We start from the raw sequence: 21,747 nt of genomic DNA, 5'->3' as shown, positions 1-21,747 counted from the left end.
GTGGCGGATCGGATGCGTTTTCCGTCGGCATGTGCGCGGATAACGATCCGTATCACTCGGCGTGCGTGGAAGTGTCCGAAGGTCGATGCTGGTCCCGTGATGGACGAGACCGAGTTCTGGGAGCTCATCGACACCACCCGGGAGGGCGCCGAGGGCGATCCCGAGGACCAGGCCGACCTGCTCGTCGAACGCCTCGTCCAGCTGGATCCCGACGCGGTGCTGGACTTCGCCCGGCACTTCGAGTCCCGTTTCAACCGCGCCTACCGCTGGGATCTCTGGGGGGCCGCGTGGGTGCTGCTCGACGGTGCCAGTGACGACGCCTTCGACTTCTTCCGCTGCTGGCTGATCGGGCAGGGACGGGAGGTGTTCGAGGGCGCCCTGCACGACCCGGACGAGCTCGTCACCCTGCTGACGGACTTCGACGAGGAACTGGACGGCGACGGCGAGGAGCTGGGGTACGCGGCCGACGAGGCCTACGAACAGCTCACCGGCACGGTCGCCGCCGACCTCGGCATCCCGCCGGCACCCTCCGAACCGGAGGGCACACCGCTGGACCTAGAGGACGACAAGGTGCTGGCGGAGCGCTATCCGAAGTTGTGGGAGCGCTTCAGGGTGTGACGGGTCGGCAGGACCGCGGCCGTCGGTTCGGGATGCTGGAGATTGGGCCGGCGGGGCGGGGTGTCCGAGCTTTTCCCGGATCCCTGTTCGGCGGCCGCGTGCAGTGGGGCCGCGTGCAGTGGGGCCGCGTTGGCCCGTTCCAGGGCCGAGGCCGTGACCGCCGCCGGACCGAGCAGCACGGTCGCCACGGTGACCGCCACCGTCCAGGGGCCGCGCAGGCTGGTGACGACCCAGGACTTCTTCGGGCTCGTCCTGCTGCTGTTCGTCGGGCTGCTGTTGGTCAGGCCGCTCATGTTTCCCCACCTCCGGTTCGGCTGTGCCCAGACCGCAGGATCCGGGGCTCGGAGAAAGCTGTGAGACGGCTGCGGTGACTCTGTGGGATCCGCCCCTGCAACCGGGCTGCGGCCTCGCGGATCGCGGGGAGCCGGGCCTTGAGCGCGGCGCCGGGGCAACTGGTGTGGAAGCCGGCGTTGTGGCCCGCGACCGCCGGAAGCAGCGCGGTGGTGCCGGCGGCGTAGCGGCTCAGTCCGTTGCTGGAGATCAGCCGGGCGGTGCCGCGCGGATCGATGCCGGACAGGCCCAGCTTCCAGGCGGTCAGGGCGGCTACGGCCTCGGTCAGCGCCCTGGGGACGGGCACACCTTCGGTGAAGGTGCCGATGGCCGCGATGCCGACGGTACGGAGGTTGAACCCCTGGGTGTGCGCCCCGACGACCGCGCGCTCGATGCCACCGGCCCGGCCCTCGTAGATCGTTCCGCACCGGTCGACCAGGAAGTTGTAGCCGATGTCGTCCCAGTGCTGGAGCTCGGTCTGCCCCGTGTACAGGCCCCGGATGATCGCGGGCACGTCCGCGCAGTCGTACGCGTTGGGCGAGTCGGTGTGGTGCACGAAGACGGCGACGACGCGGTCGGCGTAGCGCGGGGGCGGGGGCCGGGGCGCGGAACGCTCCGCCCACCGCTCACGCGGCACGATCACGGGCCGGGGGGCGGTGTACGCGGCCGCGGGACGCTCACGTTCGGCCCGTGGCCCCGTGCCCTCCCGGTCCCCCACGGCTCCGGGCACACACAGCACGAGTCCGACGACGGCCAGTACCCACGGCAGCCAGCCGAGCCCCGCGCGCAGCGCCCCGCCCGCGCCACCGACCGAGCCCGTCGCACGCCGCGCCCCGCCCGCGCCGCCCACCGCGCCCGCCGCACGCCGCTCGGGCCATGAAGTTCCGCCGGCTCGACCCGGCCGCGCACCATGCATGGGGGCACGCGGCCCGGACGTCCTGCCCCGCTCCAGCCCCCGCAGGCCGCCACGCCGCCGCGCATGCGGCACGCGCTGGGGTCTGCGGGCCCCCGCCCGGCCTCCGCGCGGCGCACGCACCGGGTAGAGGCTCCCGTTCCGGTTCCCGCGCGGAAGGGCCTTCGGCCAGGTCCGGGTGGCCCCTGCCACCCGGCCACCGGGCACACGGACGCGTGCGGGCCGCTCCGCCCCCGTGGAACCCCCGGCGGTCGCCGACGAGAGGCCCTGAGCGCCCCGGCGGGGTGGGGGCCCGGGGTCGGACGGCTCGGGCGCGTAGTACTGAGTGGACGGTTTGGGCTGCGCGGACGGCTCGGGTGGCTCGCAGGGCGCGGACGGCACGGACGGTGGCTGCCCCGCGACGGTCGGCGTGCCGGGGCCGAGTGGCGGTTCTCGGGACGGCTCCTGGCTCGCGCCCGAGGAACCAGCGGAACGCGAGGACGTCGAGGAACCACCAGCGCCGAAGGAACCCGTGGAAGGGCCAGAACCAGACGAACCCGACGAACCCAAGGAACCCAACGAGCCTTCGGAGCCTTCGGAGCCCTCGGACCCCCTGGAACCCGCGGAGCCCCCGGGACCTGCGGCAGCACGGGAACCTGCGGCGGCACGGGAACCCGAAGAACCCGCCGAAGCCGGCCACCGCGCCCACATCCCCCGCAGCCACCCCGCCGGGCCGGTGCCCGTCCGGCGGGGGGAGGTCCGTTCGCCGACGCCAGGGTCCGCCCCCGCAACCCTCCGCGTCCGGAACCCACGCATGGCCCCACTCTCGAACGGCCCCGTGCACTCCGCCATGTGGGTTACGCCACCCGGAGGAACCTTCGCCCGGACCGGAGGCGTTTCAGCAGTACACGCACGCGTGGCTCACGTGTGGCCGAAACCCGTGGGCCACGCGCGCGTGCTGATCATTGGGACTCCGTCGCACGTACTAGGGGACCCAAGAAGAAAGGCGGCTCCGTGGACGTGCTCGACATCCTGCTGATGCTGGTCATCCTGGCCTACTCGGCGTCCGGCTACCGGCGCGGCCTGGTCGCGGGCTGTGTCTCCCTGGCCGGCTTCGTGGGCGGTGCCGTCATCGGTGTGTGGGCACTGCCCTGGGTGATGAACTTCGCGACGCCGGGCACGGTCAGCGCGACGATCACGGCGGTGCTGACGGTCCTGGTCCCGGCCGTGATCGCACACGAGCTGGCGGGCCGCCTGGCGCTGCGGCTGCGGCTGGAGCTGGACCGCGGCCCACTGCGGGTGGTCGACGGGGTGGGCGGCGCGGTGGCCAACTCCCTGGCCGTCCTGGTGGTCGCCTGGGTCGCCGCCAGCGTCCTGGCCGCCTCGTCGTCGACGTTGATCACCCAGTCGATCCGGAACTCGTCCCTTCTGGGAGCCGTGCAGAACGTCATGCCGGACACCACCCCGGCGTGGTTCTCGCGCGCCACCTCGGCTCTGACGTCGGCGGGCTTCCCGCAGGTCTTCAATCCGTTCGAGAACGAACCCACGGCGGCCGTGGCGGCCCCCTCCGGTGACAGCGTCACCCCGGCGGCGACCCGCGCCGCCGAGGTCAGCACGGTGAAGATCCAGGGCGCGGTGGGCACGCAGGGTCGCGAGGGCAGCGGCTTCGTCTACGCGCGGGAGCACGTGATGACCAACGCGCACGTGGTGGCGGGCATCGACAACCCCACCGTCCGGGTGGGCGGTACGGGCCGCACGTACGAGGCGCGCGTGGTGCTCTTCGACCCCGACCGCGACATCGCGGTGCTGGACGTACCGGGCCTCGAGGCACCCGTACTCAGCCTGGACAGTGGCGCCAAGCGCGGCGACTCCGCGGTGGTGGCCGGCTACCCGGAGAACGGCGGCCTGGATCTGCAGGCGGCCACCGTCGCCAGCAAGATCGACGCCAACGGCCAGGACATCTACGGGCGGGACAACGTCACCCGCGAGATCTACTCGATCCGCTCCACGGTGCGCCCCGGCAACTCCGGCGGCCCGCTGCTGACCACGGACGGCAAGGTCTTCGGCATGGTCTTCGCCCGCTCCACCACCGACGACGAGACGGGCTACGTACTCACCATCGACGAGATAGCGGCCGACGCCGAACGCGCGGCGACGGCCACCGCACCGGTGGACACGGGTGAACTGATCTCTTCCTGAAGGCCGCGGGGCGTGGCTTCAGGACAGGTGCCACAGCCTCAACAGGCCCCAGCAGGCCCAGCCCCCGGCCCCCGGCCCCCAGCCCCCAGCCCCCAGCCCCCAGCCCCCAGCCCCCAGCCCCCACAGGCCTACAGCCCACGGCCCATGAGCACGTCGTCCACGTACTTCCCGTCCAGCAGGAACTCCTCAGGCAGGACGCCCTCGACCACGAAGCCCTCCGACTCGTACAGCGCGCGGGCCGGCGCATTGTGCCCGAGAACCCGTAGCGTGAGGCGGCGCGCGCCCTGGCGCCGCGCCTCCTCCTGCGCGGCGCGCAGCAGCGCCCTCCCGACTCCGTGTCCGCGTGCGTCCTCGGCCACGGCCAGCCCCTGGATCTGCCGCACATGCGCGTTGCTGGCGAGGGACGTGGGCAGGCCCAGGCGGACATAGCCGACGAGCCGGCTCCCGAGTTCGGCGACCAGATGGTTCCCGGGCACGGACCGCTCACTGAAGAACGGCGCGTAGGGCGGCTCGGGGCGGGGCGCGACGCCGTGCAGGGTGGACCAGACGGCCCGGTCCAGGCGGCCGAGCGCCTCGTCGTCGTCCGGGGTGGCGATGCGTACGTACGGATCCGGCATGACGATCACCGTACTGCTGACTTACCGCCCTTGGTCAGGGATTTTCGGGCAGGATGGACCAATGGTCGATTCCGTTCCGGAGCCGGGTTCCAGAATCGCCGTCGCCGGTGCGTCCGGCCTGATCGGCGGCGCGCTGGCGCGATCGCTGGCCAAGGACGGCTACGAGGTGGTGCGGCTGGTGCGCCGCCCGCCGCGGGCCGGGGACGAGATCCGGTGGGATCCCGCCGAGCTGTACGTGGACACGGCCGCCCTGGAGGGCTGCGCGGCCGTCGTGAACCTCGCCGGCGCCCCGGTGTCCGGGCGGCGCTGGACGGAGGCGTACAAGCGCAGGATCCACGACAGCAGGGTCCTCGGCACCCGGACCCTGGCCACGGCCGTCGCGGCGCTGGACCCGCCGCCCCGGGTGTTCGTGAACGGCAGCGCGATCGGCATCTACGGGGAGACGGGCGACAACGCGGTCGACGAGACGGCTCCCGCGGGGGACGGTTTTCTGCCGTCCCTGTGCGTCGAGTGGGAGGCGGCGGCCGAACCCGCCAGGCAGGCGGGTGTGCGCACGGTCCTGCTGCGGACGGGCCTGGTGGTGTCCCGCGAGGGAGGCGCCTGGCAGACCCTGTTCCCGCTGTTCAAGGCCGGCCTGGGCGGGCGGCTCGGCGACGGTCGCCAGTACTGGAGCTATGTGGCCCTGCACGACGAGGTGGCCGCGATCCGCCACCTCATGGACGACGCGACGCTGTCCGGCGCCTTCAACCTGACGGCGCCGAAACCCCTCACCAACCGTGAGATCACCGAGGCGATGGGCCGGGTACTGCACCGCCCCACCCTCTTCACAGCGCCCGCGCCGGCGCTGCGGCTGGCCCTCGGCGAAATGGCCGGCGACGTCCTGCGGGGCCAGCGGGTACTGCCCGCCCGTCTGCTGGAGTCGGGCTTCGTCTTCGCCTTCCCGGGCATCGAGGAGACACTGCGCGCGGCGCTACGCCCCTGAGCCGTCGTACGCCCCCCGTCCCCGGGCCCCGTGCGTCCCGGCTCCCCGCGGCTCCGGCGGGGCGTCCGCCCTGAGCCCCGTGTGCGACCGTGCCCGTCGGCGCGCCCCTTGTCCCGGCCGTCCGGGTCCCCAACCCTCGACCCGAACTCGGGTATTTCACTGCGCTGTTGGGGCGGGACCCCACCGGCCGCACCCTGAGGAGGGGCACGTGCTGGACCGTGCGTATCGAGCGGACGTCGTCGTGGTGGGAGCGGGGATCGCGGGGCTCGCCGCAGCCGCTCATCTGACCAGGGCAGGTGTAACGACCGTTGTCCTGGAGGCCGCCCCGTGCGTGGGCGGTCGTATGGCGACGGAGAAGGTGGACGGTTTCCGGCTGGACCGGATCGGCCGGCCGCTGTCCACCGCCTACCCGGAACTGCACCGCACCCCGGGACTGGAACAGCTCGTCCTGCGCCCGTTCGCGCCGGGCGTCCTCGTACACAGTGGCGGCCACCGCCACCGGGCCGGGGAGCCCGCCCGCCCTCGGAGCGCGAGGGGCGCACTGACAGCCGTACGCGCCCTCACGAGCGCCCCCCGGAATCCGCGCGGCGGGCCACCGGACCGGACCCGCCGGGTACCGGCCCTCGCCCGGCTGACCGGAACCCCGGTTCGGCGACTGCCCGCCCGCCCCGAACTCTCGACCGCCGAGGACCTCGCGGCACGGGGTTTGCCGCCGCGCACCGTCGACGGCTTTCTGCGCCCCCTGTTGGCAGCCCTGCTCTGCGACCCCGAGCTGATCACGGCCGGCCGCGGCGCGGACCGCGCACTGCACGCCTTCGTCTCGGGCCGGCTCTGTCTCCCGGAGGGGGGCGCGGACACGATGCCCGAATTGCTCGCGAACGCGCTGCCACCGGGCACGGTGCACACGGGCGTGAGGGCCACCGCGATCTCCACGACCTCGGTCCGGACCGAGGCGCACGGCACTTTCCACTGCCGCGCGGTCATCCTGGCCACTGGCGCCCGAGCCGCCGCCGAACTGCTGCCGGGGCTGCGTGTGCCCACCTTCCACCAGGTCACGGTGGTCCACCACACGGCCGACGAGCCACCGCTCACCGATCCGTCCCTTCTCCTGGACGCGGACCGCGTCGGCCCCGTCGCCCACACGGCGGTAACGAGCCAGATCGACCCGACGCGAGCCCCCGCCGGCCGTGCACTGATCTCCTCCACGGTCCTGGGCCCCCCACCACCCCACCTGGACGAGACCGTCCGCCGCCACCTTTCCCGCCTCTACGGCACGTCCACGTCCCACTGGGAACTCCTGACGGCCCACCACGACCCCGAGGCCGTTCCCACGATGCCCCCGCCCTACGACCCACACCGCCCGGTCCGCCTCCTGTCCGGCCTGTACGTCTGCGGCGACCACCGCGACACGAACTCGGTACAGGGAGCCCTCCACTCGGCCCGCAGGGCAGCCCGAGCAGCCCTGGCAGACATAGGAGGCCAAGCCCCCACCACAGAGGAACCAGTCCAGGCCGCGGCGTAGGCGCCTCGGGCGAGTCAGCCGGTCCCACCACCCGCACCCCTGGGGACTCGGCCCCACCGGCCGCGACCAGGGCCCGCCCCCGGGCTGGTTTTCTCGGATCCGGGGGGACGTGGCTGATCGGGGCAGTTCCCCGCGCCCCTGTAGGCGTGTAGGGGCGCGTATCCCCACCGGTCGGCAGCCGCCATCCGACGGAAGGGGGTGCGCCGGATTCTCCGCCCGCAGCGGCTGGCGGTCGGACCAGTCGGCACCTCCGTGCGACATGTATCCCGCCAGACCGAGGACGGAGAATCCGGCGCGGCCCCGACCCAGCCACCGGCAACAGGCGCACCCGCCACCACCCACCAGCAGACGCCCACGCCCCAACCTGAAAACTCAGCAGGAGCACCGGGCCCAAGCCCGACAACCGACAGCAGGAGCACCAGGCCCAAGCCCGACAACCGACAGCAGGAGCACCAGGCCCAAGCCCGACAACCGACAGCAGGAGCACCAGGCCCAAGCCTCCGCCCAAGGACTACCCCAACGCAGCCACCCGGTCCCGATAACCCCGCACGGGCGCCGCATCCCGATAAGGCTCCAACCGCCGCTCGAAGTCCCGCACGTACTCCACCGCCCGCACCGACCGCATCTCCGCCGCCTGTCCCGCCGCCTCCGCCCCCAGCTGGCAGGCCTGGTCGAGCTCGCCGAGCCCGAGCCGGGCGGTGGCGAGCACGACACGGCAGAACAGCCGGCTGCGGGCGTACCCGGGCGCCCGCAGTTGCAGCGACCGCTCGGCGTGCTGGGCCGCCGCGCGGAACTGCTGCAGGTCCCGGTGGCAGTGGCCGAACTCGTCGGCGAGCTGCGCGTCGTCGAAGAACCGCGCCCAGTAGGGGACCTCGTCGCCGGGCTTGGCGGTCTCGAGCGCCCGCTCGGCCCGCACCAGCGAGGCCGTGCAGGCCCGCACCTCACCGAGCACCCCGTGCCCCCGCGCCTCGGCGGAGTGCAGCAGCGCCTGCACCACGGGCGGCGCGGAGGAGCCGACCCCCTGCTGCGCGACCCGTGCCAGTTGCACGGCCTCGCGGCCGTGCCCCAGGTAGACCGCCTGCCGGCTCATGGTCACCAGCACATACGCGCCGTAGGCCCGGTCTCCGGCCGCCTGGGCGAGCCGCAGTGCTTGCACGAAGTAGCGCTGGGCGAGGCCATGGGCGGCGATGTCGTACGAGGTCCAGCCGGCGAGCCGGGTGAGGTCCGCGGCGGCGGCGAAGAGGCGGCGGCCGGTCTGCTCGCCGTAGGTGCCCCGCAGCATCGGCTCGGCCTCGTGTTCGAGGTAGCGGACGAGGGCCTGCCGGGCGTGGCCGCCGCCGTAGGCGTTGTCGAGGGCGCGGAAGAGCTCGCCGACCGAGCGCAGCGCCGCGATGTCGCCGCCGGTGACCTTCTGGCCCGGGCCGCGTTCGGTCTGGGCGCGCTGCCGGGGCACGGCGACCGGGCGCCCCTGGGCGGGCACGCGTGCGCCCGGCGCCGGCTCGCCCCGGCCCACCCGGTCGTCGGCGCGCCCGATGAGCCAGTCCCGGCTGGGCACGACCAGCCCGGCCGGGGTGAAGGCGATCTTGCGCAGCTCGGCATGGCTGCCGGAGTCCTTGCGCCACAGACCGCTGACGATGTCGACGGCTTCTTCGGGGGTCGCGGCGAACTCGAGCCCCGCGTACACGGGGGCGCACGCGTCGAGCCCGAGATCCTGTGCGGTGAGCCTGCGCCCCAGGCGACGGGTGAAGACCTCGGCGATCAGCGCCGGGGTGGTGCCGCGGGGCTGCTGGCCGCGCAGCCAGCGCGTCACGGACGTCTTGTCGTATCTGAGGTCCAGGCCGTGTTCGAGCCCGAGTTGGTCCACTCGACGGGCGAGCCCCGCGTTGGAGAACCCCGCTTCTGCGATGAGCGCGGCGAGCTGTCGGTTGGGGGTGCGCTGCGCGGGTCGTTCCGTCATCTGCGGTGCGGTCTCCTGCCTTCTGGGCGCGTTTTTTCCCGAGCGCGCCCGGATTGCCTGTGAGCAGCCCTTATGGCCTCGTGAACGGCGTGAATGTAGCGGAGCGTAAGTAGCCGATCACACACTTCGACATCCATTCATCCGATCGTGTGAGGATTGGCTGCGGGGCTGACGGGACCGGCGGGAGCACGCCGGACGTATAGTGGCGTGGGCGCCGGTAGCGCCTTACGAGGGTTTCGAGGGAGGCGCTTGCCGTGAGTGAGTTGCGGTTCGTCCGGATGGGCTTCGGTGCGGACGCGGTCGAATACCGGGAGGCCTGGGACGAGCAGCGCCGGGTGCACGCGGCGCGCTTCGCCGACGAGATCCCCGACACCTGTCTGCTCCTGGAGCACCCGCCCGTCTACACCGCGGGCCGGCGCACGGCTGACAACGAGCGCCCCCTGGACGGCACCCCGGTCGTCGACGTGGACCGCGGCGGCAAGATCACCTGGCACGGCCCCGGTCAGCTCGTGGGCTATCCGATCATGAAGCTGCCGCGTCCGGTGGACGTTGTGGCGCACGTACGACGGCTGGAGGAGGCCCTGATCCGCACGTGCGCGGAGTTCGGCCTCGAGACCACGCGCGTGGAGGGCCGCAGCGGGGTGTGGGTCCTCGGCGACCCCGTCGAGCAGCGCCCGCCCCTCGGCGGACTGTCCCTGGACTTCGACCCCCGTATCCGCGACGAGGAGTTCGACCCGCGGATGAACGGTCCCGAGTACGCCCCGTCCAACGCCGGGCAGCGCCGCGAGGACCGCAAGATCGCCCAGATCGGCATCCGGGTGGCCAAGGGTGTCACCATGCACGGCTTCTCGTTCAACGTGAACCCCGACATGACGTGGTTCGACCGCATCATCCCGTGCGGCATCCGGGACGCGGGTGTCGCCTCCCTGGCTGCCGAGCTCGGCCGGGAGGTGACGATCGACGAGGTGCTGCCGGTCGTCGAGCGGCATCTGCAGGAGGTGCTGGAGAACGCGGAGCTGAAGCCGCGAGAGGTCGAGCGGGCGACCGCATAGCGTTTTCGCCCCCTCCGAACGGAGGAGGAATGGCCTCCCGTACCCGAAGGTTGCCCGAGGACAGGGCAGGAGAGGCCCGAAAACGCACGGGCGTACGCTGGTGTACGCCGACGAATCGAAGTTGTAGGGAGCCGGACGTGTCCGCAGTCGCACCCGACGGACGCAAGTTGCTGCGCCTGGAGGTCCGCAACAGCCAGACCCCCATCGAGCGCAAGCCCGAGTGGATCAAGACCCGGGCGAAAATGGGCCCCGAGTACACCAAGATGCAGAGCCTCGTGAAGAGCGAGGGGCTGCACACGGTCTGCCAGGAAGCCGGCTGCCCCAACATCTACGAGTGCTGGGAGGACCGCGAGGCCACCTTCCTCATCGGCGGCGACCAGTGCACCCGGCGCTGCGACTTCTGCCAGATCGACACCGGCAAGCCCGAGGCACTCGACCGCGACGAGCCGCGCCGCGTGGGCGAGTCCGTCGTCACGATGGACCTGAACTACGCCACCATCACCGGTGTCGCCCGCGACGACCTGGAGGACGGCGGCGCCTGGCTGTACGCGGAGACCGTCCGCCAGATCCACCAGCAGACCGCCGGCCGCGAGGGCGGGCACACCAAGGTCGAGCTCCTCGCCCCCGACTTCAACGCCGTTCCGGAGCTGCTCGAAGAGGTCTTCGCCGCGCGCCCCGAGGTCTTCGCGCACAACGTCGAGACGGTTCCCCGGATCTTCAAGCGGATCCGCCCCGGCTTCCGCTACGAGCGCTCCCTGAAGGTCCTCACCGCGGCCCGCGACTACGGCCTGGTCACCAAGTCGAACCTGATCCTCGGCATGGGCGAGACCCGCGAGGAGACCAGCGAGGCACTCCGGCAGCTGCACGACGCGGGCTGCGAGCTGGTGACCATCACCCAGTACCTGCGCCCCTCCGTGCGCCACCACCCCGTGGAGCGCTGGGTCAAGCCGCAGGAGTTCGTGGAGCTGAAGGAGGAGGCCGAGCAGATCGGCTTCTCCGGTGTGATGTCCGGCCCGCTGGTGCGCTCCTCTTACCGCGCCGGACGGCTCTACCGGATGGCCATCGAACAGCGCCATTCAGCCGCTCCCCAGCCGGGCGCCGCACAAATCGCATCGCAGGCGGTCTGAGTCTGAGCTCGGTATGAGGACGGCCTTCTCACGGCCTTCCTCGGGACACAGGGAGGACCCTCGACCACGACTCGTCGAGGGCCCTCCCGTCCGTTTGCGACAGCCCGCGATGCAGCACCACGGGCACGGTCGGCGGCCAGAACGACGGCCATCGCAAGGCGGCGCCGACCCGGCTTCCCTGCCGGGCCGACGCCGTTTCGACGTGCTGTCCCGAAGCAGGCCAGTCCGTAGGTGAGCAGGTCAGTCGGCAACGCGAACGTGCGGCCGACCGTGTGAATCTGCGCACAAGAACCTACTGCCCAGTAATGGCCGAGACGATCCCGTACCCGGGATCTCCGCAGATGAGAGCCACCATCAGGGCTTCTTGTGCGTTTTGAGGTGCCAATTCAAGGCTTCATTCGTGTTTGACCGGTCAGTCACGCCCTGGTAACACCAAACAGTGACTCTGGTCTTACACCACGTACACCCTTAGCCAGTGCCACTCCCAAGGGGGGACCTCCGCCATGCAGGCCGCGCCCGTTCGCGCCACCGCCATCCCGTCGTTCACCGATGCACTCCGCGCTGTCGAGTCGCTGCTGATGAGCAGTGGCCAGCGCACCGCCCGTCGCAACGCCTGGACCTCCGTCCTGGAGGACCGCCGCCGCGCCAAGGACCGGGTCGAGGCCCAGCGCGTACTCGAGGAGGCCGCGGTCACGCGTCTGTCGTGACCCGCCCCCACGGGTCCGTCGTGACCCGCGGCCACCGCGCCGTCGTCCCCGCTTCCGGGGGCACGTAGACTTCCTGCCATGGCGAGGAAGGAATCCGCAGCGGACGCTGCGAACCCCGGGCGACTCAAGCAGATCGCCCTGACCTACAAGATGACCCGCAGGGCCGACCCCAAGATCGGTCTTGTACTCGCGGCTGTCGGAATCGTCACCCTTGGTGTCTTCCTCGCGATCGGGTTCTTGATCGGTCACCCGATCTATCTCGGCATCCTCGGCTTCCTGCTCGCCTTCCTCGCGATGGCGATCGTCTTCGGACGCCGGGCCGAGCGGGCCGCTTTCGGTCAGATGGAAGGCCAGCCGGGCGCCGCCGCGGCGGTCCTGGACAACATCGGCCGGGGCTGGACGACGACCCCCGCGGTGGCGATGAACCGCAGCCAGGACGTGGTGCACCGCGCGGTCGGCAAGGCCGGCATCGTGCTGGTCGCCGAGGGCAACCCGAACCGGGTGAAGAGCCTGCTGGCCGCCGAGAAGAAGAAGATGGCCCGGATCGTCGCGGACGTGCCCGTGCACGACGTGGTGGTGGGCACCGGCGACGGCCAGGTCGAACTGAAGAAACTGCGCACCACGCTGCTGAAGTACCCGCGTGTGCTGACCGGCCCCCAGGTCACCGCGACCAACGACCGGCTGCGCGCGATGGGCGACCTCATGAGCAACATGCCACTGCCGAAGGGCCCCATGCCGAAGGGGATGCGGATGCCTCGGGGTGGCCCCAAGATGCGGTAGCGCGCCGCTGGGCTGAGCAGTGAGGGCCCCGGAACCGTCAGGTTCCGGGGCCCTTCGCCGGGTGTCCCCGCGGGTCGGCGCCCGCACCCGGCGCGGTACCGCCGCCCTTGCCGCTGTTGCCTGCCGCTGCCGCTGTTGCCTGCCGCTGCCGCTGTTGCCTGCCGCCGCCGCTATCCACTGCCGCCGCTGCCGCTATCGCCTGCCGCCGCTGCCGCCTACCCCTCCCCCTGCACCGCCCGCGGGGTTGCCCCCGCAACCGACCCGGCGACTGCGGGCCGTCCGTGGCCGATCGCGCAGTACCCCCGCGTCCCTGACACCGCGGCCCCTGACACGCGAAGCCCGGCCCCTCCGGGGTCGGCGCCGGCGACCGTCAGATCCGGACTTCCACCGTCCGCGCCAAGCGGTCGTGCAACCCCCTGCCGTCCCGGTCCCAGATCAGCGCGGGGAGCGCCAGGCAGAGCAGAGCCGTGCGGACGAGGACGCGCAGCGGGGCGACCGTGCCGGTGTCCTCCGTGACCACCCGGAGACCGAGCAGGCGCTTGCCCGGAGTGAAGCCGACCGTACCGACCGTGAGGACGGAGAGCACGAAGAAGATGAGCAGGGCCCAGTTGCTCGTCGACTGGTGGTAGCCGTCAGTGATGAGGCCGTATGCGATCAAGAGGCACAGACCCCAGTCCACGGCGAGTGCGCCGAGCCGTCGGCCGGGGCGGGCGATGGAGCCCGGACCGGACTCGGGCAGACCCAACTGCTGCCCCCGGTAACCGAAGTCGATTCCCGCATCCTCGGCGGCCGCGCGGGGGCCGGAGAGCCACGATCCGATTGCTTGCCTCTTGTCCACCAGACCACCGTACTGCCCGCCTCTCCGCATCCCCACAGGTGGGGCAGGTCGGACAGGAGCTGGTTAACTTGAGCGAAACAAATGGGTCACGCTCGAGAAACCACGCGTCCCTATGGTCGGGGTCAGCGTGTGCCACCGCACTGGCCGCACGAACGAACTACCACCCCGGCCTTGAACGGACGGGAGTAGGAGGAGCTGGATGTTCCAGAACGCCGACGAGGCCAAGAAGTTCATCGCGGACAAGGACGTCAAGTTCGTCGACGTCCGGTTCTGCGACCTGCCGGGTGTTATGCAGCACTTCACGGTGCCGGTCGAGGCGTTCGACCCGGACGAGCAGCTGGCCTTCGACGGGTCCTCGATCCGCGGTTTCCAGGCCATTCACGAGTCCGACATGGCGCTGCGCGCGGACCTGTCGACGGCCCGTGTCGACCCCTTCCGCCGTGACAAGACCCTGAACATCAACTTCTTCATCCACGACCCGATCACGGGCGAGCAGTACTCCCGTGACCCGCGCAACGTGGCGAAGAAGGCCGAGGCCTACCTCGCGTCGACCGGCATCGCCGACACCGCGTACTTCGGCCCGGAGGCCGAGTTCTACGTGTTCGACTCGGCCCGCTTCGAGACGAAGGCCAACGGCGCCTTCTACGAGATCGACTCCGAGGCCGGCGCGTGGAACACCGGCGCGCTGGAGGACAACCGGGGTTACAAGGTCCGCTACAAGGGCGGTTACTTCCCGGTCCCGCCGGTCGACCACTTCGCCGACCTGCGTGCCGAGATCTCCCTCGAGCTGAACAGGGCCGGCCTGCAGGTCGAGCGCCAGCACCACGAGGTGGGCACCGCCGGCCAGGCCGAGATCAACTACAAGTTCAACACGCTGCTGGCCGCCGCCGACGACCTCCAGCTCTTCAAGTACATCGTGAAGAACGTGGCGTGGAAGAACGGCAAGACGGCGACCTTCATGCCGAAGCCGATCTTCGGTGACAACGGCTCGGGCATGCACGTCCACCAGTCCCTGTGGTCGGGCGGCTCCCCGCTGTTCTACGACGAGCAGGGCTACGCGGGCCTGTCGGACACCGCCCGCTACTACATCGGCGGCATCCTCAAGCACGCCCCGTCACTGCTGGCCTTCACCAACCCGACGGTGAACTCCTACCACCGCCTGGTGCCCGGCTTCGAGGCCCCGGTCAACCTGGTGTACTCGCAGCGCAACCGCTCCGCGGCCATGCGTATCCCGATCACCGGCTCGAACCCGAAGGCCAAGCGCGTGGAGTTCCGCGCCCCGGACTCCTCCGGCAACCCGTACCTGGCCTTCTCGGCGCTGCTGCTGGCCGGCCTGGACGGCATCAAGAACAAGATCGAGCCGGCCGAGCCGATCGACAAGGACCTCTACGAGCTCGCCCCCGAGGAGCACGCGGGCGTCCCGCAGGTCCCGACTTCGCTCCCGGCCGTCCTCGACTCCCTCGAGGCCGACCACGAGTTCCTCCTCCAGGGCGACGTGTTCACGTCCGACCTGATCGAGACGTGGATCGACTACAAGCGCACCAACGAGATCGCTCCGCTCCAGCTGCGTCCGCACCCGCACGAGTTCGAGCTCTACTTCGACGTGTGATCGGCGCTCTCCGCAGCGGCCACAGCGAGGGCCGTCATCCCGTACTCGGGATGGCGGCCCTCGCCGCGTCCGCCATGCCGTTCTCTTTGCCTCATCCGAACCTGAACAGAACCTGATCCCAACCGGATCCGAACCAGATCCAAACCCGTTCATTCCCGTTCGCTTCATGCCACGGGCGCACAATGGAGCTGGGACGAGTGCCTGATGTGCGGGGTGATGGAAGATGCAGAATCGCTTCCGGGCCGACCGGCGGTTGACCATGCGGATCGGGATCACGATGTTCCTGCTCGGTCTGCTGTATGTGGCGTTCGTCGCCGTCTTGATCGTGCTGCTGAAGTCCTGGGTGCTGGTCGTGGTGATCGCGGCAGGCCTGCTCGGCGCGCAGTACTGGTTCTCCGACCGGATCGCGCTGTACGCGATGCGCGGCCGGGTCGTCGAGCGTGAGGAGTATCCGCAGCTGCACGGCGTCATCGACCGGCTCGCGGCGACCGCCGACATCCCCAAGCCCGTGGTGGCCGTCTCCGATCTGGACATGCCCAACGCGTTCGCCACCGGACGCAACTCCGATCACGCGGTCGTGTGCGTGACCAAGGGACTGCTGCGCCGGCTGGAGCCCGACGAGCTGGAGGGTGTGCTCGCGCACGAGCTGTCGCATGTGACGCACAAGGACGTCGCCGTGATCACCATCGCCTCGTTCCTCGGGGTGATCGCGGGGCTGATCGTCCGGTTCGTCTTCTACTCCCAGCTTTTCGGCCAGGGACGCAGGGACCAGAACACGGCCGCGGTCCTCGCGGCGGTCATGGCGGTGTCCGCCGCCGTGTACGCGCTCAGCTTCCTGCTCATCCGGGCGTTGTCCAGGTACCGGGAGCTGGCCGCGGACCGGGCCGGTGCCCATCTCACCGGGCGGCCCTCGGCGCTCGCGTCCGCGCTGACGAAGCTGGACGGGGAGATCGCCCGCATCCCGACCAAGGACCTGCGGACGGCACAGGCCTTCAACGCCTTCTACTTCACTCCCGCGCTCGGCAGGAACCCCGGTCTGGGCCGGCTCTTCTCCACCCATCCGAGCCTCGAGCAGCGCCTCGACCAACTGGGCCGGATCTCCATGGAACTCGGTGAGGCCGCGGCGCCGGGGAAGGCGGGTTGAGCATGGGCCTGCTGGACATCCTGCTGGGCCGCAGCAAGCCCGTCACACCGGACCTCGACCAGCTGTTCGCGCTGCCGTCGGCGGCCGTGACGCTCCAGGCGGCCGCCGGGTTCACCCCGACCGGGCGCGGCTCGGTGTGCTTCGCGACGGTGGAGGGCGAGGCGTTCGCCGAGGTCCACCGGGAGGTCCAGGCGCTGCTCGACGCGGACGCGGACCGCAGCGGCCCACCGGTGGAGCTGACTCGCGACGAGTACGGCTACTCGTGGCTCGTCTCGCGCCGTGACCCCGGCGACCTGCCCGCGCTCGTGAGCGATCTGCACGCCGTGAACAGCGGGATGGAGATCAACGGGTTCGGTCCGCAGTTGCTGTGCTCGGTGGCGGGTTTCGAGGACCCGGACGGCCGTCGGCTGGGGCTTGTCTACCTGTACAAGCGGGGGACGTTCTACCCGTTCGCGCCGAAGGGCGACGAGAAGCGGGACAACGCGCTGGAGTTGCGGATCAGGGCCGTGCTGGCGAACGACCTCAGGATCGAGCCGGACCTGGGACGCTGGTTCCCGATCTGGGGCTCGCCCGGCCTGTGAGGGCCCTGGTCCCCTGCCATAGGCCGTGCCGCCGGACCGCGGCCCCCGCCGGCCCCGGCGGTGCGCCGGGGCCGGTGTCCGGGGCTGGTCAGTTGTCGGGGCACTCCTTCCAGGCCAGGTGGTACTTGGTGCTGATGTCACCGTCGGTGGAGTCCATGGTCATGAAGCTGGTGCTGTTGGCCGGGGACGTGCCCTTGTTGACCCGCAGCTCGGTGTTGATGTTGAAGTTCCGCTCGACACCGCAGGGCGCCCACACAAGTTGGGCCCAGTCGGTTTCGTCGGTGGCCTGCCAGTTGTCCTCGTAGGGGCCGCTGAGCGGATGGGTCCTGGCGGCCGTGTCCGGGGAACCCTGGAAGTAGTACGAGGCCTTCTGGGTGGCGGTCGCGCCGCGCTGCAGTGAGGCGAAGCCCCGGTAGTCGGCGCTGGCGATGGCGTACGTGAACCCACCCGGTACGTGGACGATCAGGTTGAGCTGGCAGTTCTTACGGAACGCGGTGGGGGCGGCGCCGCCGCCGACCTGGGCGAGATAGTCGCTGTAGGTCACCGTGAAGGCGGTGTTGTCCGGGGAGACGGCGACCGCCGTCGTGCCCTGCGGGCAACCGGACCCGTTCACCGTGGCGACCTTGATGACGATCTTGTCCGGGGGCGGGTCGATGAACGGGGACGACGAGGCCTGAGCGGGTAGTGCGGTGGCGAACAAAGCGGCGATCGTGCCGCTCGCTAGCAGCCCACCAGCCATGGTTCTCCAATCCGTTGCTTCGGTGGTCCGGCGGTTCGGATGCGGATGCGTACCGCCGTGAATTGGGGGGTGCGGCCCACCGCCGCATGGGCGGAGGACCGTCGCAGACCAGTGCGTTGGATTGGCCCGGGAGCACCGGGCTTGTTGCGTTTTTTGCGGTGCCGAGCAGTGCAGTGCAGTGAGTGGAGTGCAGGAAGTGCCGTGCGATTCCCTGCCGTGCGCTTTCGTGCCGTGGTGCCGTGCGGTGCCGTGCGGTGCCGTGCTCTGCAGCAAGACAAGGCAGAAGTCATGCGGAAATCATGAGCATGACAACGCGCCACACACACCGGCTCCCGATCTGTGAAGAACCTGTGAGCCCGGGAGCGACCGAATCGTATGGATCCACGGGCGGCGCGGCTAGGGCGAAGTCCGGCCATTCACACCGATGCCGCCCACCCCCACGGAGTGGACGGCACCGACCGCGGACGGCCTCAGCGGCTGTAGCGCATGAACGCCCGCACCATGTGGCACGTGGTGTCGGACGGCGGGTGGACGCCGATGAGTTCGGCCGTGTCCCGGATCCTGTCGTTGCCGGCCTGGTTCGGCAGGTACACACCGGAGTCGAGCAGCGCGATCGCCAACCGCATCGCCTTCAGCCGGCGGTTGTGCGAGACGTACCACTCCCGCGGACGGCCGGGCGGAAGCGGACGCTTCTCGACGGGGGCGTACGGCAGGTCGAGCAGGACCGGCCTCTTGGACGTGGACTGGGTGGGCAACGGCTTGAGTGCGGCAGCGGGCACGGGCATCCTCCTGTCGCGGTCAGGGCGCCTCCGGGATCTCCGGCCGCACCCTCGAACACTGCTTCTATTCTACTGCCGACCACTGACAAAAGCCGCTGGCCACAGGGCTGTTGAGCGCTATGTGACGGCAGCGTACGCACGAGTTTCGCGTACCGTGTTCGACCATGGAGATCTGGATCAACCCGGCCTGTTCCAAGTGCCGCAGCGCCATCCGTCTGCTCGACGAGGAGGGGGCCGAGTACACGGTCCGCCGCTACCTGGAGGACGTGCCGACCGAGGACGAGATCCGCGCGGTGCTCGACCGCCTCGGCCTCGAACCGTGGGACATCACCCGGCCCCAGGAGCCGGCCGCGAAGGACCTCGGCCTCAAGGACTGGCCCCGGGACGCCGGTTCACGAGACCGCTGGATCACCGCCCTGGCAGCCCATCCGAAACTGATCCAACGTCCGATCATCACGGCGGACGACGGCACGGCGGTGGTGGCCCGCACGGACGAGGCGGTACGGGACGCCTTGTCGCGGTGAGGCGCACCTCTGCCCCTCACAACATCCGTGTGACGCAAGTTACTTGGGGTTACTCCTGTAACTGTCGAGTAACTTGACCGGAATTCTCGTACGAGTGGACGTACGTTCCCCCGCCTTGACCCTGACCGGCGGGGGACCGCCATTGTCCGGTCGCCCTGGGCGCGACCGGGGACAGGAGGCGCGCATGTCTCGCAGGAGAACACTCGGCACGAAGAAGAAGGTCGCCCTGCTGGTCGGCGCCGTAGCCGTGGCCGGCGGCGGGGCCTTCACCCTCGCGGCCACCTCGAACGCGGCCTCGGTCGCGGGCGATTCGACGGTCTGCCAGGGGCTGGCCACCGCGCTCGGCAACAACCAGAAGTTCATCGACGGCCAGCGGGCCAACCCGGACGCGCTCTCCGAGGCGCGGATCGCCAACCGGGAGGCCGTGATCGCCGAGATCGAGCGCAAGCAGGAAGCCTCCGGGTGCGAGGTCGGGGAGTCCGCGCAGAACGCCGGCGCCGGAGCGGGCGCCGGAGGCGCGGCGGGTGACGCCGGCGGCGCTGCCGCGGGTGGCGCCGCCTCCACCGCACCGAGCGCGTCGGCGAGCGCGCCCGCCGGAGCCGGAGCCGCGGCGGGGAGCGCCGCGGACGGTGCCGCGGCCACCGGCGAGCAGGTCTGCGTCGGCTCGACGGTCACTCTCTCCGGCGAGGCCGGCGCTCCTGCCGCGTCCAGCAATCAGTTCCCCGCGGGCACCCGGCTGAAGGTGACCAACCTGGACAACGACAAGTCCATCACTGTGGAGGTCACCTCGACCTCCGGCAGCTGCGCCCTGCTCAACAACGCCGCCTTCGAGGAGGTCCGCGAGCCGGGGAAGTTCCTGATCCGTAACGCACGGATAGAAAAGGTGGGTTGAGATCGGCCTGCAGAACGCAACACCCCTTGATGTGACGGGTGGCGGCGTCAGCCGCTCAGGAACTCGGCCGTACGGCGGTTCAGTTCGCCGGGCGACGTGTGCGGCAGCGCGTGGTGCGAGGCGTCCGGGAGGACGCGGACGCTCACGCGCGGCAGCAACTCGGCGGCCCGTGCCGCCACCCGGTGCGCATCATGCGTCCTGCTGTTCCGGGCCAGGAGCAGCAGGACCGGCACATCGAGCGTGCGCAGCGCGTCGGCGGCCGGCCGGGGACCGGTGACCGGCCGTGCCGAGGGGAATCCGGCCGCGGCCTCCTGCAGCCGCAGCCAGCCGGGGTTCAGCGGTGCTCCGCCGGTCTCCCACTCCAGGAAGGCGCGGGTGCGGCGGGCGGAGGGCCGTAGCAGCATCGGAAGTGCGCGCAGCAGATAGGCCGGCCGGTATCCGGCGAAGCACTGGGTGGGATCGACCAGCACGAGACGGCGTACGCGACGGGGAGCGTGCAGGGCGAAGTGGAGGGCGATCCAGCCCCCGTAGGAATGGCCCGCCAGGTCCGTCGCGGCCGGGACACCCAGTCCGGTCAGCAGCGCGTCGAGCCAGGCCGTCAGATCGGCCACCGTACGCGGCGGCCGGTCGCCCGGCACACTGCGGCCCGGGTCACCCACCAGGTCCACCGCGTACACCCGGTGGGTGCGGGAGAGGGCTCCGGCGTTCGCGAACCAGGACGCCGAGGTCGCGCCGCCTCCGGGGAGCAGCACCAGCGGCGGACCGGCCTGGGGCCCGCAGGCGTTCACATGCGTGTCACCGAAGGGTGTGGGCACGGTGAGCTGCTCGGTGCCCTCGGGCCACGCGCCCACGACCTCGTCGTACGCCTCGAAGAACCGCTCACACCCCGCGTCCCCCGCCACACCCTGCGAACCGCCACGCCGCGTCAACTCCCCCGCCTCCTCACGCCCCTCGACTACTTGGACCCCCACGCTTCCGGGACCGCGGAACCGCACAGCGAAACCACTCCTTCGGCCTTGGGCTTATTATCTCGCTCGGCGAGATGATTGCTAGGCGAGATAATAGACAGAGGACGGGCATGCAGGACCACGAACGGGAACACGAACGGGAAATGGAGATCGTCCATCTGCTGCGCGCGGTGGCCGTCGAACTCGGCCTGCACAGCACCCGGTTCGCCGGCCGCTACGGTATGCATCCGACGGACGTGCGTGCGCTGATCTCGCTGATGGACGCGGCCCGCGCGGGCCGGGACATGACCGCCGGGCGGCTGGGCTCGGAGCTCGGTCTCAACTCCGCCGGGACCACCGCGCTCGTCGACCGGCTGGAGCGGCTCGGGCACGTCCGCCGGGCGCGGGACGAGCGGGACCGGCGGCGGGTGCTCATCGAGGTGGACGAGCGGGCGATCGCTCTGGGTCAGGACTTCTTCGGACCGTTGATCGACCGGACCGTGGAGTTGCTGGAGGGCTTCGACGAGCGCGAGCGGTCGGCCGTGCACAGGTTTCTCACCGGGGTGCGCGAGGCGGCGGCCGGTGCCGGGTGAGCCTCATGAGGCACCGCCCGTCACCTCACAGGACGCCGTGCCGCGTAGTCGCACCAGGTAACACGGGGTTCACAGTCGGGCAATGATCGGGAAATCGCCTGTTGACAGGCTTCCGACCGATACCAGCGGCAATCCCGACTGCCGCAACGCCGCACCCGCAGTGCGCCCGGAGACACGAAGGAAGAGACCCGTGACCTTCAAGGCTGAGTACATCTGGATCGACGGCACCGAGCCGACGGCCAAGCTCCGTTCGAAGACGAAGATCCTGGCCGACGACGCGAAGGGTGCCGAGCTCCCGATCTGGGGCTTCGACGGGTC

22 protein-coding genes and 1 pseudogene are annotated in these 21,747 nt (G+C 70.9%); 15 read left to right on the top strand and 8 right to left on the bottom strand.

Going from position 1 to position 21,747, the window contains the following annotated elements:
• Nucleotides 1–99 precede the first annotated feature (99 nt).
• Complete coding sequence (locus EF387_RS43790; protein ID WP_162467338.1) at nt 100–618, top strand: DUF4240 domain-containing protein; 519 nt, start codon at nt 100–102, stop codon at nt 616–618.
• Here the strand turns inward: EF387_RS43790 and EF387_RS47775 are convergent.
• Nucleotides 585–911 carry a hypothetical protein gene (locus EF387_RS47775; protein ID WP_202918569.1) on the bottom strand — a complete coding sequence of 109 codons (327 nt, stop codon included), beginning with the start codon at nt 909–911 and terminating at the stop codon, nt 585–587. The two genes, EF387_RS43790 and EF387_RS47775, sit on opposite strands and share 34 nt — an antisense overlap.
• The gene (locus EF387_RS43780) at nt 908–1,798 is read right to left on the bottom strand and encodes a peptidoglycan recognition protein family protein (RefSeq protein WP_420802699.1); all 891 of its coding nucleotides are present in this window, start codon (nt 1,796–1,798) and stop codon (nt 908–910) included. The genes EF387_RS47775 and EF387_RS43780 overlap by 4 nt, the downstream gene beginning before the upstream one ends.
• A gap of 1,056 nt (nt 1,799–2,854) precedes the next feature.
• Between EF387_RS43780 and EF387_RS43775 the strand changes: the two genes are divergently transcribed.
• A complete protein-coding gene (locus EF387_RS43775) occupies nt 2,855–4,039 on the top strand; it encodes a MarP family serine protease (protein WP_128382177.1) in 1,185 nt (394 codons plus the stop codon).
• 128 nt (nt 4,040–4,167) lie between these two features.
• Here the strand turns inward: EF387_RS43775 and EF387_RS43770 are convergent, their stop codons facing one another.
• Nucleotides 4,168–4,656 carry a GNAT family N-acetyltransferase gene (locus tag EF387_RS43770; protein ID WP_202918568.1) on the bottom strand — a complete coding sequence of 163 codons (489 nt, stop codon included), beginning with the start codon at nt 4,654–4,656 and terminating at the stop codon, nt 4,168–4,170.
• Nucleotides 4,657–4,717: 61 nt separating this feature from the next.
• Between EF387_RS43770 and EF387_RS43765 the strand changes: the two genes are divergently transcribed.
• Together EF387_RS43765 and EF387_RS43760 are read left to right on the top strand one after the other, a co-directional pair.
• The gene (locus EF387_RS43765; RefSeq protein ID WP_162467337.1) at nt 4,718–5,638 is read left to right on the top strand and encodes a TIGR01777 family oxidoreductase; all 921 of its coding nucleotides are present in this window, start codon (nt 4,718–4,720) and stop codon (nt 5,636–5,638) included.
• Nucleotides 5,639–5,846: 208 nt separating this feature from the next.
• Nucleotides 5,847–7,160 (top strand): NAD(P)/FAD-dependent oxidoreductase, encoded by a 1,314-nt coding sequence (locus EF387_RS43760; RefSeq protein ID WP_128382174.1) that lies wholly within the window; start codon nt 5,847–5,849, stop codon nt 7,158–7,160.
• Between the two features lie 511 nt (nt 7,161–7,671).
• Here EF387_RS43760 and EF387_RS43750 read toward each other — a convergent pair.
• Nucleotides 7,672–9,117, bottom strand: coding sequence for an NsdA family TPR-like regulatory protein (locus tag EF387_RS43750; RefSeq protein WP_128382173.1), 1,446 nt, complete (start codon nt 9,115–9,117; stop codon nt 7,672–7,674).
• Nucleotides 9,118–9,371: 254 nt separating this feature from the next.
• Here EF387_RS43750 and lipB point away from each other — a divergent pair, with 254 nt between their 5' ends.
• The 4 genes from lipB (at nt 9,372) to EF387_RS43730 (ending at nt 12,783) form a co-directional block, all read left to right on the top strand.
• Nucleotides 9,372–10,169: a lipoyl(octanoyl) transferase LipB gene (gene lipB, locus EF387_RS43745; protein ID WP_128382172.1), complete on the top strand. Its 798-nt coding sequence runs from the start codon at nt 9,372–9,374 to the stop codon at nt 10,167–10,169.
• Between the two features lie 137 nt (nt 10,170–10,306).
• Nucleotides 10,307–11,296 (top strand): lipoyl synthase, encoded by a 990-nt coding sequence (lipA, locus tag EF387_RS43740; RefSeq protein ID WP_128382171.1) that lies wholly within the window; start codon nt 10,307–10,309, stop codon nt 11,294–11,296.
• A 503-nt stretch (nt 11,297–11,799) separates the two neighbouring features.
• On the top strand, nt 11,800–12,003 hold the full coding sequence (locus EF387_RS43735) for an SCO2195 family GlnR-regulated protein (RefSeq protein ID WP_128382170.1): 204 nt from the start codon (nt 11,800–11,802) through the stop codon (nt 12,001–12,003).
• Between the two features lie 78 nt (nt 12,004–12,081).
• Nucleotides 12,082–12,783, top strand: a complete 702-nt coding sequence (locus tag EF387_RS43730) for a DUF4191 domain-containing protein (protein WP_128382169.1) — start codon at nt 12,082–12,084, stop codon at nt 12,781–12,783.
• A 370-nt stretch (nt 12,784–13,153) separates the two neighbouring features.
• Here the strand turns inward: EF387_RS43730 and EF387_RS43725 are convergent, their stop codons facing one another.
• Complete coding sequence (locus EF387_RS43725; RefSeq protein ID WP_128382168.1) at nt 13,154–13,621, bottom strand: RDD family protein; 468 nt, start codon at nt 13,619–13,621, stop codon at nt 13,154–13,156.
• Between the two features lie 199 nt (nt 13,622–13,820).
• Here EF387_RS43725 and glnA point away from each other — a divergent pair, with 199 nt between their 5' ends.
• The 3 genes from glnA to pspAB all read left to right on the top strand — a co-directional run bounded on the left by glnA (nt 13,821) and on the right by pspAB (nt 16,955).
• The gene (gene glnA, locus EF387_RS43720) at nt 13,821–15,230 is read left to right on the top strand and encodes a type I glutamate--ammonia ligase (protein WP_128382167.1); all 1,410 of its coding nucleotides are present in this window, start codon (nt 13,821–13,823) and stop codon (nt 15,228–15,230) included.
• 223 nt (nt 15,231–15,453) lie between these two features.
• On the top strand, nt 15,454–16,374 hold the full coding sequence (gene htpX / locus EF387_RS43715; protein WP_128382166.1) for a zinc metalloprotease HtpX: 921 nt from the start codon (nt 15,454–15,456) through the stop codon (nt 16,372–16,374).
• 2 nt (nt 16,375–16,376) lie between these two features.
• Complete coding sequence (gene pspAB, locus EF387_RS43710) at nt 16,377–16,955, top strand: PspA-associated protein PspAB (protein ID WP_128382165.1); 579 nt, start codon at nt 16,377–16,379, stop codon at nt 16,953–16,955.
• Nucleotides 16,956–17,043: 88 nt separating this feature from the next.
• Here pspAB and EF387_RS43705 read toward each other — a convergent pair whose 3' ends face one another.
• Both EF387_RS43705 and EF387_RS43700 read right to left on the bottom strand, forming a co-directional pair.
• Nucleotides 17,044–17,694, bottom strand: coding sequence for a DUF4360 domain-containing protein (locus EF387_RS43705; RefSeq protein ID WP_128382164.1), 651 nt, complete (start codon nt 17,692–17,694; stop codon nt 17,044–17,046).
• 470 nt (nt 17,695–18,164) lie between these two features.
• On the bottom strand, nt 18,165–18,473 hold the full coding sequence (locus EF387_RS43700; RefSeq protein ID WP_128382163.1) for a hypothetical protein: 309 nt from the start codon (nt 18,471–18,473) through the stop codon (nt 18,165–18,167).
• A gap of 164 nt (nt 18,474–18,637) precedes the next feature.
• Between EF387_RS43700 and EF387_RS43695 the strand changes: the two genes are divergently transcribed.
• Together EF387_RS43695 and EF387_RS43690 are read left to right on the top strand one after the other, a co-directional pair.
• Nucleotides 18,638–18,997 (top strand): arsenate reductase family protein, encoded by a 360-nt coding sequence (locus EF387_RS43695; protein ID WP_128382162.1) that lies wholly within the window; start codon nt 18,638–18,640, stop codon nt 18,995–18,997.
• A 184-nt stretch (nt 18,998–19,181) separates the two neighbouring features.
• On the top strand, nt 19,182–19,889 hold the full coding sequence (locus tag EF387_RS43690) for an RlpA-like double-psi beta-barrel domain-containing protein (protein ID WP_128382161.1): 708 nt from the start codon (nt 19,182–19,184) through the stop codon (nt 19,887–19,889).
• Nucleotides 19,890–19,936: 47 nt separating this feature from the next.
• On the opposite strand, the gene EF387_RS43685 is transcribed toward EF387_RS43690, so the two are convergent.
• The gene (locus tag EF387_RS43685) at nt 19,937–20,818 is read right to left on the bottom strand and encodes an alpha/beta fold hydrolase (protein WP_420802698.1); all 882 of its coding nucleotides are present in this window, start codon (nt 20,816–20,818) and stop codon (nt 19,937–19,939) included.
• A 149-nt stretch (nt 20,819–20,967) separates the two neighbouring features.
• Here EF387_RS43685 and EF387_RS43680 point away from each other — a divergent pair, with 149 nt between their 5' ends.
• Entirely contained in the window at nt 20,968–21,429 is a 462-nt protein-coding gene (locus EF387_RS43680; RefSeq protein WP_162467336.1) for a MarR family winged helix-turn-helix transcriptional regulator, read from the top strand.
• A gap of 190 nt (nt 21,430–21,619) precedes the next feature.
• Nucleotides 21,620–21,747: pseudogene (locus EF387_RS43675) on the top strand (glutamine synthetase); the annotation flags it as partial.

The sequence above is a fragment of the Streptomyces cavernae genome, assembly GCF_004023625.1.
Lineage (GTDB): Bacteria > Actinomycetota > Actinomycetes > Streptomycetales > Streptomycetaceae > Streptomyces > Streptomyces cavernae.
This window is presented reverse-complemented; position numbering and strand designations above follow the sequence as displayed.

What these genes read in the sequence shown, in the direction of transcription:
- htpX (WP_128382166.1), top strand. Translation starts at nt 15,454, where the DNA reads ATGCAGAATCGCTTCCGGGCCGACCGGCGGTTGACCATGCGGATCGGG.
- EF387_RS43770 (WP_202918568.1), bottom strand. Translation starts at nt 4,656, where the DNA reads ATGCCGGATCCGTACGTACGCATCGCCACCCCGGACGACGACGAGGCG.
- EF387_RS43750 (WP_128382173.1), bottom strand. Translation starts at nt 9,117, where the DNA reads ATGACGGAACGACCCGCGCAGCGCACCCCCAACCGACAGCTCGCCGCG.
- EF387_RS43790 (WP_162467338.1), top strand. Translation starts at nt 100, where the DNA reads ATGGACGAGACCGAGTTCTGGGAGCTCATCGACACCACCCGGGAGGGC.
- EF387_RS43705 (WP_128382164.1), bottom strand. Translation starts at nt 17,694, where the DNA reads ATGGCTGGTGGGCTGCTAGCGAGCGGCACGATCGCCGCTTTGTTCGCC.
- pspAB (WP_128382165.1), top strand. Translation starts at nt 16,377, where the DNA reads ATGGGCCTGCTGGACATCCTGCTGGGCCGCAGCAAGCCCGTCACACCG.
- EF387_RS43690 (WP_128382161.1), top strand. Translation starts at nt 19,182, where the DNA reads ATGTCTCGCAGGAGAACACTCGGCACGAAGAAGAAGGTCGCCCTGCTG.
- EF387_RS43765 (WP_162467337.1), top strand. Translation starts at nt 4,718, where the DNA reads ATGGTCGATTCCGTTCCGGAGCCGGGTTCCAGAATCGCCGTCGCCGGT.
- EF387_RS43730 (WP_128382169.1), top strand. Translation starts at nt 12,082, where the DNA reads ATGGCGAGGAAGGAATCCGCAGCGGACGCTGCGAACCCCGGGCGACTC.
- glnA (WP_128382167.1), top strand. Translation starts at nt 13,821, where the DNA reads ATGTTCCAGAACGCCGACGAGGCCAAGAAGTTCATCGCGGACAAGGAC.
- EF387_RS47775 (WP_202918569.1), bottom strand. Translation starts at nt 911, where the DNA reads ATGAGCGGCCTGACCAACAGCAGCCCGACGAACAGCAGCAGGACGAGC.
- EF387_RS43680 (WP_162467336.1), top strand. Translation starts at nt 20,968, where the DNA reads ATGCAGGACCACGAACGGGAACACGAACGGGAAATGGAGATCGTCCAT.
- EF387_RS43735 (WP_128382170.1), top strand. Translation starts at nt 11,800, where the DNA reads ATGCAGGCCGCGCCCGTTCGCGCCACCGCCATCCCGTCGTTCACCGAT.
- EF387_RS43695 (WP_128382162.1), top strand. Translation starts at nt 18,638, where the DNA reads ATGGAGATCTGGATCAACCCGGCCTGTTCCAAGTGCCGCAGCGCCATC.